At 51.4% G+C, this 12,150-nt stretch carries 7 protein-coding genes; 3 read left to right on the top strand and 4 right to left on the bottom strand.

The genetic code is table 11. The features are described from left to right. Positions 1-52: 52 nt before the first annotated feature. The gene (locus ABWW03_RS16580) at positions 53-1,324 is read left to right on the top strand and encodes a spinster family MFS transporter (RefSeq protein ID WP_353410162.1); all 1,272 of its coding nucleotides are present in this window, start codon (positions 53-55) and stop codon (positions 1,322-1,324) included. Between the two features lie 100 nt (positions 1,325-1,424). On the opposite strand, the gene greA is transcribed toward ABWW03_RS16580, so the two are convergent. From greA to ABWW03_RS16560, 4 genes are all read right to left on the bottom strand, one after another. After that, on the bottom strand, positions 1,425-1,904 hold the full coding sequence (gene greA / locus ABWW03_RS16575; RefSeq protein WP_353410160.1) for a transcription elongation factor GreA: 480 nt from the start codon (positions 1,902-1,904) through the stop codon (positions 1,425-1,427). 110 nt (positions 1,905-2,014) lie between these two features. Further along, positions 2,015-5,245 carry a carbamoyl-phosphate synthase large subunit gene (gene carB, locus ABWW03_RS16570; RefSeq protein WP_353410158.1) on the bottom strand — a complete coding sequence of 1,077 codons (3,231 nt, stop codon included), beginning with the start codon at positions 5,243-5,245 and terminating at the stop codon, positions 2,015-2,017. A gap of 12 nt (positions 5,246-5,257) precedes the next feature. Next, positions 5,258-6,403 carry a glutamine-hydrolyzing carbamoyl-phosphate synthase small subunit gene (gene carA, locus ABWW03_RS16565; protein ID WP_353410156.1) on the bottom strand — a complete coding sequence of 382 codons (1,146 nt, stop codon included), beginning with the start codon at positions 6,401-6,403 and terminating at the stop codon, positions 5,258-5,260. Positions 6,404-6,743: 340 nt separating this feature from the next. Continuing rightward, a complete protein-coding gene (locus tag ABWW03_RS16560; protein WP_353410154.1) occupies positions 6,744-8,294 on the bottom strand; it encodes a methyl-accepting chemotaxis protein in 1,551 nt (516 codons plus the stop codon). A gap of 340 nt (positions 8,295-8,634) precedes the next feature. Here ABWW03_RS16560 and ABWW03_RS16555 point away from each other — a divergent pair, with 340 nt between their 5' ends. Together ABWW03_RS16555 and ABWW03_RS16550 are read left to right on the top strand one after the other, a co-directional pair. Then, positions 8,635-11,439, top strand: a complete 2,805-nt coding sequence (locus ABWW03_RS16555; RefSeq protein ID WP_353410152.1) for an autotransporter outer membrane beta-barrel domain-containing protein — start codon at positions 8,635-8,637, stop codon at positions 11,437-11,439. Between the two features lie 115 nt (positions 11,440-11,554). Next, positions 11,555-12,136, top strand: coding sequence for a Crp/Fnr family transcriptional regulator (locus ABWW03_RS16550; protein ID WP_353410150.1), 582 nt, complete (start codon positions 11,555-11,557; stop codon positions 12,134-12,136). Positions 12,137-12,150: the final 14 nt, after the last annotated feature.

Raw genomic sequence — 12,150 nt, 5'->3', positions numbered from 1 at the left:
GGAGCCCCTTAGGCAAAGGCATAGCCACAGTCGCAGTGACAAGGTATCTGTTATGACAAACCCGACTGCGAGCTCAGGCCGCTGGCCCCACTACACGCTGGTGTTATTGAGCATCGTCTATGTGTTCAATTTTATCGATCGGCAAATTCTGGTGATTTTGCAGGAATCCATTAAGGCCGATATGGGTCTGTCAGACTCCCAATTGGGCCTGATGACCGGATTCACTTTTGCCATCTTCTATGTCTCCGCCGGCATTCCTATTGCCCGCTGGGCAGACCGCTCCAACCGCCGCAACATTGTCTCTTGGGCCATTGCCATTTGGAGCGGCATGACAGCATTATCAGGACTCGCACAGAATTTTTGGCAAATGCTGCTGGCTCGCATTGGTGTGGGCATCGGTGAAGCTGGCGGCAGCCCCCCGGCACACTCCATGATTTCAGACATCTACCCCGCGCACCAACGCGGCACAGCATTGGCGTTTTACAGTGCGGCAATCTATGTAGGCATTATGGTGGGCTATTTGGTCGGCGGCTGGGTGGACCAACACTATGGCTGGCGAATCGCTTTTTTCGTGGTAGGTATTCCTGGATTGCTTGTCGCATTACTGGTTCGCTTCAGCATTACTGAGCCCGCACGCGGCCAACACGACAGTGCTCCGGTCGGTGAATCCACCAGCTTAAGAGAGACGCTCAATACGCTGAAATCCATGCGCTCTTTTGTGTTCCTGGCCGTTGGTTCTGGACTGGCCTCTTTTTCAAGTTATGGCTCAGGCAACTTTATGCCCAGCTTTCTATTCCGCTCCCACGGCATGGAACCGGCTGACATTGGCATCCTCCTGGCCTTTGGTGCAGGTATCGGAGGCGGTATCGGTGCATTTTTTGCCGGCTGGTTTGCCGACCGCATTGGTAAAGAAAACAAACGCTGGTATGCCTGGATTGCCTGTGTTGGGCAGATTCTGGCCATTCCGCTTGGGCTGTTGGCGCTTTATTCCGAGAACATGATATTGATTGCCCTTGGAATTGGCGGCACTACTTTCTTCGGTATTTGGTATCTCGGGCCGGTACTGGCGATGGCACAAACCCTGGTGAAACCCAATATGCGCGCCATGACTTCTGCAATTTTATTTTTCATTCTGAATTTGATTGGCCTTGGCGGAGGCCCATTGATCGCGGGCATTATGAGCGATCTTTTGGCCAGCAGCTACGGCACTGAATCCTTACGCTATTCTCTCACCGTTATGGCATTCAGCAGCTTGGCCGCGGCCGCTTGTTTCTGGATGGCTTCTAAATATCTGGTTGAAGATTTAAAAAGACAAGGCAGCTAGCCATTAAGAGCGTTGAACAAACATAAAAAAAGCCGGCAAATGCCGGCTTTTTTTATGTGGTCACTGTGTCCACCGTTAAGCAATAACACAGAGCTGTCTTTTAGATATGCTTAACCACATCAATCTCAAACTCCACCTCACCACCTGGTGTTTGAACAACAACCTCATCACCCTCAGACTTGCCAACCAGGGCGCGGGCAATAGGAGAATTCACTGAGATTTTATTCGCCTTAACATCGGACTCATCATCGCCCACGATGGTGTAGGTCACAGTCGCATCGGTGTCCAAATTGATCAAGTCGACCGTCGAACCGAAGATCACTTTGCCCGAGTGGGGGATTTTAGTGATATCAATAATTTGAGCGTTGGACAGTTTGCCCTCAATATCCTGAATGCGACCTTCGCAAAAACCCTGCTGCTCTCGAGCGGCGTGATATTCGGCGTTTTCCTTGAGGTCACCATGCTCACGCGCCTCGGCAATTGCCTGCACAATGCGTGGACGATCCTCTTTTTTCAGGCGTTCCAACTCTTCGCGCAGAGCTTCCGCGCCAGCCTGGGTCATGGGTACTTTATCTAACATAGCAATTCCATTCGCTCGCCAAAGGGCGAGATCTTTCATCGTTTTTTGTTATTGGTACTGGCGCCTGTCATACCATTTGGGAATACAGGCGCCAAGTCGAGAGTGCAGGCCTATTGAGTCAGCTTGGCGACCCGGGCATGCAATTCTTGTACAGAGCGTACCTTGTGTTCATCAACAAACTCAAGAGCTACCGCGACGGCTTCAGCCGAAGCCAGAGTAGTAGTGTAGTACACACCGTGCTGTTCAGCACTGCGTCGGATAGACGCTGAATCCTTAATGGCTTGCTTACCTTCGGTGGTATTCACCACCATGGCGATCTCGTCATTTTTAATGGCATCAACAATGTGTGGACGACCTTCTTCCACCTTGTTGACCAGTTCGACTGTCAGGCCAGCATCTTCCAAAACTTTCGCTGTACCACGTGTCGCCACCAGCTCAAAGCCCAGCTTTTGCAGATCACGTCCAACTGCGACCACACCGCCTTTGTCAAAATCACGCACACTGATAAAGACCTTGCCCGAGGTAGGGATTGCATCACCGGCACCCATCTGGGATTTGCCATAGGCTTCAGCAAAGGTATCGGCAACTCCCATTACCTCACCCGTGGACTTCATTTCAGGGCCGAGAATCGGATCAACCGATGGGAATTTGTTAAACGGGAATACCGCTTCTTTCACGCTGAAGTAATCCGGTACGATTTCCTGAGTGAAGCCCTGCTCTTCCAAACTCATACCCGCCTGACAACGTGCCGCAACTTTGGCCAGAGACGTCCCGATGCACTTGGATACAAACGGCACCGTACGAGAGGCGCGAGGATTAACCTCGATGACATAAATCTTGCCATCCTGATAAGCCAACTGGGTGTTCATCAAACCTACGACACCCAACTCCAAGGCCATCTTCTTAACTTGCTCACGCATAAGATCCTGAACATCAGCGGGCAAGTTATAAGGTGGCAAAGAACAAGCCGAATCACCGGAGTGAACTCCACACTGCTCAATGTGCTGCATGATTGCACCAATCACCACTTGCTTGCCATCACTCACCGCGTCGATATCAACTTCGATGGCCGAGTTCAGGAAGTGGTCCAGCAATACAGGTGCATCTTCCGACACCTGAACAGCTTCGCGCATATACGTGCGCAGCTCACTTTCGTTATAAACAATTTCCATTGCGCGGCCGCCCAAGACATAAGATGGACGTACAACCAAAGGATAACCCACATTTTCTGCTTCGCGCACCGCTTCTTCTGAAGAGCGCACAATGGCGTTGGAAGGTTGCAACAAACCGAGACGTTCGATCATTTGCTGGAAACGCTCACGGTCTTCAGCGCGGTCAATGGCTTCTGGTGCGGTACCAATGATTGGTACACCGGCAGATTCCAAAGCGCGAGCAAGCTTCAATGGCGTCTGGCCACCGAACTGCACAATGACACCTTCCGGTTTTTCTTTGTGCACAATTTCCAATACGTCTTCCAGTGTCACCGGCTCAAAGTAGAGGCGGTCAGACGTATCGTAATCGGTGGAAACGGTTTCAGGGTTACAGTTCACCATAATGGTTTCGTAACCGTCTTCGCGCATGGCCAAAGCCGCGTGTACGCAGCAGTAATCAAATTCGATACCCTGGCCAATTCGGTTCGGGCCGCCACCGAGAACCATGATCTTACGATTATCACTCGGTTCCGCTTCGCACTCTTCCTCATAGGTTGAGTACATATAGGCCGTTGATGTTGAGAATTCAGCCGCACAGGTATCAACGCGTTTGTACACCGGGTGAATACCCAAGCTGTGACGATGAGCGCGAACTTTACGCTGACTCACACCAAGCAGATCAGCCAGGCGCAAATCAGAAAAACCTTTGCGCTTCAGGCGGAACATCAAGTCGGCATCGATATCAGAAAACGGCATGGATTGCAGAGCCAACTCGGTATCAATAACGTCTTTAATCTGCACCAAAAACCAGGGATCAATTGCGGAAACTTCATATACCTCGTCAATTGACATGCCAGCACGGAACGCATCACCAACATACCAAATGCGCTCGGCACCGGGAGTCGATAAATCGCGACGAATCTTGCTCATGGCATCTTCGCTTTGCAAATCAACTCGCGATTCAAAACCGGCCGAGCCAACTTCCAATCCGCGCAATGCTTTTTGCATGGACTCCTGGAATGTACGACCAATGGCCATCACCTCACCCACAGACTTCATTTGAGTGGTCAGACGCGCATCGGCGTCACCAAATTTCTCAAAGGTAAAGCGAGGAATTTTAGTCACAACATAATCGATGGAAGGCTCGAACGATGCCGGTGTTGCACCGCCGGTAATGTCGTTTTGCAACTCATCCAGGGTGTAACCCACTGCAAGCTTTGCGGCAACTTTGGCAATTGGGAAACCGGTTGCCTTGGAAGCCAGCGCAGAAGAACGAGACACGCGGGGGTTCATTTCGATGACCACCAAACGGCCATCTTTTGGATTCACCGCAAACTGCACATTGGAACCACCGGTTTCCACTCCGATTTCACGCAGTACCGCAATCGATGCATTACGCATAATCTGCAGTTCTTTATCGGTCAGTGTTTGCGCCGGCGCAACAGTGATGGAATCACCGGTGTGCACACCCATTGGGTCAAAGTTTTCGATAGAGCAAATGATAATGCAGTTATCATTTTTATCACGCACCACTTCCATCTCATACTCTTTCCAACCAAGCAGAGATTCATCAATCAACAATTCGTTGGTCGGCGAAAGGTCGAGACCACGCGCGCAAATTTCTTCAAATTCTTCCCAGTTGTAAGCGATACCTCCACCGGAGCCACCCATGGTAAAAGAGGGGCGAATAATAACCGGAAAACCGAACATTTCTGGGACTTTTTTCGCTTCGTCCATAGAGTGAACGATTTCAGCACGGGCACATTCCAAGCCGATTTTTTTCATCGCCTTGTCGAACAAATCACGATCTTCGGCTTTATGAATGGCTTCCTGCTTGGCACCAATCAGCTCGACGCCGAATTTATCCAAAACACCATTGTCGTGCAGTGCCAGTGCGCAGTTCAACGCCGTCTGACCGCCCATGGTAGGCAATACTGCATCCGGGCGTTCTTTCTCAATAATCTTGGCAACCGTTTCCCAAGTGATCGGCTCAATATAGGTTGCATCCGCCATCGCCGGGTCGGTCATGATGGTGGCCGGGTTGGAATTCACCAGAATAACGCGATAACCCTCTTCGCGCAGTGCCTTACAAGCCTGGGCGCCAGAGTAGTCAAATTCACAGGCCTGTCCGATAACAATGGGGCCGGCACCAATAATCAGAATACTTTCAATGTCGGTTCTTTTTGGCATGTCTATCTCCCCTTAGCGGGCGGCCTCCATCAATTCAATAAAGTGGTCGAACAACGGCGCCGCGTCGTGCGGGCCGGGGCTAGCTTCTGGGTGACCCTGGAAACTGAAGGCAGGCTTATCGGTGCGATGAATGCCCTGCAAGGTCCCATCAAACAGTGATTTGTGCGTCGCGCGCAGATTGTCAGGCAGGCTATCTTCGTCAACCGCGAAACCGTGATTCTGGCTGGTAATCAATACGGTTTGATCATCCAGGTTTTGTACCGGGTGGTTACCGCCGTGGTGGCCATGGCCCATCTTGACGGTTTTCGCGCCAGAGGCCAGTGCCAGCAGCTGGTGGCCAAGGCAGATGCCAAACACCGGAATCTCGGTTTTCAACAGCTCCTGAATTGCATTGATCGCATAATCACAGGGCTCTGGATCACCGGGGCCATTCGACAAAAACACGCCATCGGGGTTCATCGCCAATACTTCAGAAGCGGGAGTTTTCGCTGGAACGACAGTTAAATCACAACCGCGATCAGCCAACATGCGCAGAATATTACGCTTAACACCGTAGTCATAAGCCACGACGTTAAAACGCTTCTCAGTCTGCTCTACGTGTCCTTTGCCCAGCTGCCAGCTGCCCTCTGTCCAAGGGTACGCTTCAGCGGTGGTCACTTCTTTAGCCAGATCCAAGCCTTTCAGACCTGAGAAATCTTTAGCGGCAGCCAGAGCGGCTTCTTCATTCAGCTCGCCGGCCATGATGCAACCTTTGAGCGAGCCCTTGTCACGCAGCAAGCGAGTCAGTCGGCGTGTATCGATATCAGCAATGCCCAGAATATTGTGCTTTTGCAGGTAGGCATCCAGGTTTTCTTCTTTGCGGAAGTTGGATGCCAGCAATGGTAGATCGCGAATCACCAGGCCGGTGGCCCAAATCTGATCACATTCTTCATCTTCCTGGGTCACCCCAACACTGCCAATATGCGGGTAGGTCAGTGTCACGATTTGCTTGGCGTAGGAAGGGTCGGTCAGGATTTCCTGGTAGCCTGTGATAGCGGTGTTAAACACCACCTCACCAACGGCCTGACCATCAGCGCCAATGGCACTGCCACGAAAGATACTGCCATCTTCAAGAACAAGAATGGCGGGCCGGGAATTATTGCGCAATAAAGGGCTCATTAAACAGGCAGCCTCCAGTAGGGGGTAATCACATAGCTAAGCAATAAACCAAGACCGCAGGGCTTACTTCTCGTCAAACGCCAGTCCGAGGGCTAGCGCTGCACGCCAGGGCGCACAGTGAGTGGTCTCTGCCACTATCACGACGGGAAGTGTGGAATTTGCATGGCATAAGTCGCAAAAAAGCGAGATGAAACAGAAAGTCTCATCTCGCTTTTTCTTAAAATTCGCCATCGCTGCTTCCAGCGGGTTAAGGGCCAATGGCCTATTGCAATCTAACTGCGCATTCTACGGCAAAGGCCCCCTATTTGTCCATCCCATTTAGCAGCTAATGGCGTGGTTTTTAGATTTTAAACTGGCCCAATGTGGACTTCATGTTCGCCGCCATGTCCGCCAGATCCTGAATACTGGAGGAGATCGCTGCTGAACCGGAGGACGCCTGACGAGAAACCACGGCAATATTCTCCATATTGCGCTCGATTTCGTTGTTGGCTGCGCCCTGCTCTTCCGTTGCACTGGCGATCTGATCGGTCTTGGCGCGAATCGAGGCGACACCATCGGTAATGGCCACCAACGACTCACTGGCCGCTTCCGAATGCTTCACAGCTTCCGCAGCCTGCTTACGCCCCTGCTCCATACGCTGTACGGCTTCACGGGCACCGCCCTGAAGACGCTCGATCATGTCCTGAATTTCTTCCGTCGAAGACTGGGTGCGAGAAGCCAGCGTACGAACCTCGTCGGCTACAACCGCAAAGCCTCGACCCTGTTCACCCGCACGTGCCGCCTCGATTGCCGCATTCAGGGCCAGCAAATTCGTCTGCTCGGCAATACCTCGAATCACATCGAGAACGGTACCGATATCTTCGGTTCCCTGACGCAACTGATCAATCACCTCAGCAGCCCCGTGAATGTCTTGAGCCAGGCGTTCAATCTGGGACTTGGTATTCCCAACCACTTCACGACCACTGCAGGATTCCTGATCCGCCGAGTGGGCATTTTCAGCAGCATCTGTCACATTACGGGCCACTTCATCCACCACAGAGGACATTTCGCGCACCGCTTCAACCACTTGGTTAATATCCGCTTGCTGTCCAGCGACACCTTTTTCGGTCTCCTGAGCCAACTGAGAAACTTCAACGGCATGACGGTCCAGCTCCATGGCGTTGTTAGAGAAGCCTGAAATCGTCCCATGCAAACGCTCAATGAAGGTATTGAAATTGGTGCATAAAACGCCGATTTCATCGCGCCCATCGTCCGGTAGGCGTAGGGTAAGATCACCATTACCTTCGGCCATGTCTCGCAGAGCATCGGATACCCCAATAACCGGCCGCACAATGGCTCGGGAAATAAACAGGGACACTACCGCCGCCAGCACCGAAATAAACAGCACGGACATGCCCGCGCTCTGCACGGCTTCGTCTTTCGCCAGGGAGACCTCATCACGGCTGACCGCAATATAGATGACACCCAGTTTTTCACCGTCGGCGGTAATAGGGCTTGCCATTCGGAATTCGTGAGCAGTATCGTGATCGACAAATGAGGAGTTCAAGGAAGCAGGTGCACCACTGGGTATTGTGCTTGCTTTGGTACCCTTGCCTTTTTCAAACCAGGCGAATGGCATACCATCACCACCGTAAATAACGGAGGAGTTAATTCGCGCACTCTTACTGAGATTCGACAAGATCTCGCGGGTAGTTGCCTTATCGTCAAACGCCAGAGCGCCCGCTGTGCTTCCGCCAACCACCATCTCAATGGTTTCAGCAAAACGTTCCAATTCTTCCTCAATATGTGCAACCTGGGTCACCACTGACACCGCGCTGACTGTGATTACTGCCGCCATACTGGTTAGCGTCACACCGAGTAGCACTTTCCATTTTAGAGATAAGCTTTTCATTCTCGACTCCGTCATTAAGCCCAGGTCCACCCGCTTTCCAGCAAGCATGACCAATTACGTCTTAAGCGATTACTTACTTACAACAAGCCCAACCCGTTATTTGTCGCGACAAACATTGCGGGTACAAGTATTAATATCTACAGGCTTAACAAAAACTTTAGAGGCATTTGGGGATTCTGCCGAGAAACCGCCCGGCGGTTATCCATGATGGAATAACAAGATAGGCTCCAGGCCCTATTTTTTAGGCATATTTTTTGGGTCTAGGTCACAGATAATGATAAAGTGCTAAACACGAGACGCACTCTAATACTAAAAACAAATCCGTTTGGCCGATATCCCTATGAAGTTATACCAAGTTGCAGGCGCATTACTTATTCTTATGGCAAGCGCTGCTGCCAAAGCGCAAGTTATTATTAACTCAGCCACACTATCTAATCCGATTATTGCCGGCGAGCCGGTTACTCTTACGGTAATTACGGAAAACCTGGGCAGTACCGCTTTTAACGGCGTTGAACTTATTCATATCAGCGGCCCCTCTGTCCCGAATTGGCAAACAAGTGATCCCGATTGTTCACTTATTCCACCTGACGTGCCCGGCGCCGGCCCCATTGGTTATGATTGCGGCCCAGCTCCGCTGCCAGGAGACCCCTTACGCAAGCCTGGTAAGAAAAATCCTGCAAACGGAACATTCCAAACTCACCAGGCTTCTGTACCCGGTGGCACCCCAGGCCAGTCCCAATTTACGTTCAGCTTTGTGCCCGTTGCAGGCAGCTATGAGATGGACGTTGCCTCGCTGGATTGTGGTGGACCATTCCCCTGTGTGGTCACCCTGAATTTCACCGCAATAACCATCGACCCCGAAATCAACGCCAACTTGCAAACGTCCGTCAATGAAAATGACGGACAGGCCGTATTGCGCTTTTCTCTGACCGAACCCGGCAACGAAGATATCTTTCTTGAAGTCAGCACCCAAAATGGCAGCGCCCTTGCCGGTGAAGATTTCCAACAAGTCAATGAAACGGTTACTTGGCTTGCAGGCGATGCCAGTGAAAAAACCGTGACCATCCCCATTTTGGATGACAATCGTTTTGAAGGGGACGAGAGCTTTCGAGTGGAACTGGCTCAAGTCAACGCCAGTGTCCCGGTTAACGCGCCACTGAGCTTTGACATTACCATTGTGGAAGACGACCCTGAGCCACCGGGTGTGATTAAATGGACTCAAACCGATTTTCAACTCGATGAAAACAGTGGCACCGTTACTCTCACTGCAGATCGCCTGGAAGGCGGCAACGGTGACATCAGCGTGAGCTACCAAGCGGTTTCCGATACCGCCACCGCAGGGCAGGATTTTGAGGCCGCCCAAGGCACTCTGGAATGGTTAAGTGGCGATAGAGAACCCAAAACAGTTTCAATTACAATCATCAAAGATCTTCTTCAGGAAGACACCGAACAGTTTCGTGTTGAACTCAGTCAAGCTCTTGGCGGCGCGACCATTGCTGACCCCAGTGCGGTCACTCTGACCATCGGAGATATTCGCGACCCTCAAGCACCCGATGTGGACGCCGGCGCCGATATTGAGGTAACAGATTTTGATGGTGACGGTGAAGTGGAAGTCAACCTGGACGCCTCCAACACCACCTCTCTCAACAGTGAAATTGACACGGTCGAATGGATTTTCGACGGTGAAGTCATTGCCACCGGCATCAAAACCACAGCGATACTCCCCGTTGGTGAAAACCAGCTCACGGTACGCGTCACGAATAATGCCGGTCTGGTGTCTGAGAAGCTGTTGAATGTTCTGGTGAAAGAGCAACGGAGCGAACCTAAAGACACCCTAGCCAGCACGCCGGGTATTGATCGCAACGAACGCAGCCTGGCAGAAACCCTAGACAGTTTGTGTCCTCGTCTGGCCGAGGCCGATCAATTGAACCCGCTCGCGGGCGCCCAACGCAATCTGCTTACTCGCTGTAACGGGCTGCTCGACCCAGATCTCAGTGATGAAGATCAAGCCGCAGCACTGCAGGCCATTGCCGGTGAAGAAGTGGCAGCATTGTTGTCAGCGGCGACCGACTTCGCCAGTGTGCAGCAGAGTAATATCCGAACTCGCTTGACCAAACTGCGCCGCGGCGGCCGAGGTGTTGACTTGAGTGGCCTGAACATTCAAACCGACAGCGGTACATTGAACGGGAAGTTAATCGCCAGTGCTTTTGGCGATAAACTCGGCGGTGCTGCCAGTGGTGATGAAGATACTTATCTCTTGGAAAGCTCGCGTTGGGGCGTGTTCCTGAACGGCAACATTCTTTACGGTGATAAAGATAAAACCGACAATCAAAACGGCTATGACCTAGACGTTAAAGGTCTAACATTTGGTATGGATTATCGCATCACCGACAACACTGTTGCCGGCCTTGCCATTGGCTTTGCTGACACTGATCTGGATTACCGCCAAAATGGCGGCACCATGGATGCCGAAAGCCAGTTTATTACGGCTTACGGTTCCTATTACGATGATAAGAACTACTATATCGACGTGAGCATTACCCGCGGCAACAGTGACTACGATATGCTGCGCCGCATTAACTATCAGGATATGTTTGGAGAGGTCAACGTCGAAGCAAATTCCAGCACCGGTGGTCGACAGCTTCTGGCAACCTTTGATGCCGGTTATGACTTTATTAAAGGAGCCTGGATCATCGGCCCGAACCTGGGGGTTTCTTACAACAAAACCAACATCGATGCATTCAACGAGCGTGGCAACAGCGGTCTTGAACTGGCCTTTGATCGCCAAGAGGCGAGTGTACATAGCGCCAGCCTAGGTTGGCACAGTTCCTACACTATGCTCAGGGACTGGGGCGTTCTGACCGCCCAGTTTAACGGTAACTACTACCGCGATTTTAAAAACAAAGAAAACCAAGTTGGGGTAGCGTTTGTTCACGATCCGTTTTCAGACAGCAGCAGCCCTCTAGTGCCAATTGTTGTGCGTACCGATGAAATCGACAAAAGCTATATGAGTTTCAATCTGGGGCTCGCCGCACAATTCCAACGCGGTTTTTCCGGTTTTATCGACTACCGTTATCTCGCCGGCGCCAGCAACATCAGTTCTGCTGAATTCAGTTTTGGTATGCGCTACGAGCTGAAGTTTTAACGGTACCGCGAAGCCAGCTTGCAAGGTTTAAACAAAGCCGCCCCAGGGCGGCTTTTTATTGCCCAGGGAAAAGCCCTGTTTTACACTGCCCGCCAGTGCTTTCAGGTTGTCGATTATGAGCCACAGGATTTTATCGAATTACACATTGAGCCCAGCGCTGACCAATCCAGCACTGTGGTCGCTGCTTGGCCATATAGGCCAGGAGAAAAACGTCAGTGCCGGCACTCAATTGTTTGCTGCCGACAGTGAACCGCAACATTGCTATGTCATTTTGCAGGGGCTGCTGAGGCAGTATTACCCCAGTGCCCAAGGCCGGGAGCGTAATAAAAATTTTTTCAGAGAAGGTCAGTTGGCCGGTTCACTAAGCGCCTGGTTAACACAAAGCAGCTGTCCTTATGAACTCCAGGCATTGGAAGACAGCATTCTTTGGGAAATGCCCGTTAATCAGTTACACAAACTGCAAAACGAGCCAAGCATTCAGGACATGCTGGACAAAACCACTCGAGAATTATTCCTGCGCAATGAACAACGCGAAGCCGTCTTGCTCACCAAGTCCGGGGAGGAACGCTATCAATGGTTGCTTGGGAATGAAGCCTGGATCGCGGAACGCCTACCCCAGTATCATATCGCCAGTTATCTGGGCATGGATGCCGTCAGCTTGTCACGAATAAAAGCCAAACTCAAAACCACCACTTAAGGAATACGTCCCTC

This window comes from Pseudoteredinibacter isoporae (assembly GCF_040372805.1).
Lineage (GTDB): Bacteria > Pseudomonadota > Gammaproteobacteria > Pseudomonadales > Cellvibrionaceae > Pseudoteredinibacter > Pseudoteredinibacter isoporae_A.
The sequence above is the reverse complement of the archived record's forward strand: the minus strand, read 5'-3'. Positions and strand labels throughout refer to the sequence as shown.

Bases quoted from the DNA above. Each gene is read 5' to 3' on its own strand.
- ABWW03_RS16580 (WP_353410162.1), top strand. From the start codon at position 53: ATGACAAACCCGACTGCGAGCTCAGGCCGCTGGCCCCACTACACGCTG.
- greA (WP_353410160.1), bottom strand. From the start codon at position 1,904: ATGTTAGATAAAGTACCCATGACCCAGGCTGGCGCGGAAGCTCTGCGC.
- carB (WP_353410158.1), bottom strand. From the start codon at position 5,245: ATGCCAAAAAGAACCGACATTGAAAGTATTCTGATTATTGGTGCCGGC.
- carA (WP_353410156.1), bottom strand. From the start codon at position 6,403: ATGAGCCCTTTATTGCGCAATAATTCCCGGCCCGCCATTCTTGTTCTT.
- ABWW03_RS16560 (WP_353410154.1), bottom strand. From the start codon at position 8,294: ATGAAAAGCTTATCTCTAAAATGGAAAGTGCTACTCGGTGTGACGCTA.
- ABWW03_RS16555 (WP_353410152.1), top strand. From the start codon at position 8,635: ATGAAGTTATACCAAGTTGCAGGCGCATTACTTATTCTTATGGCAAGC.
- ABWW03_RS16550 (WP_353410150.1), top strand. From the start codon at position 11,555: ATGAGCCACAGGATTTTATCGAATTACACATTGAGCCCAGCGCTGACC.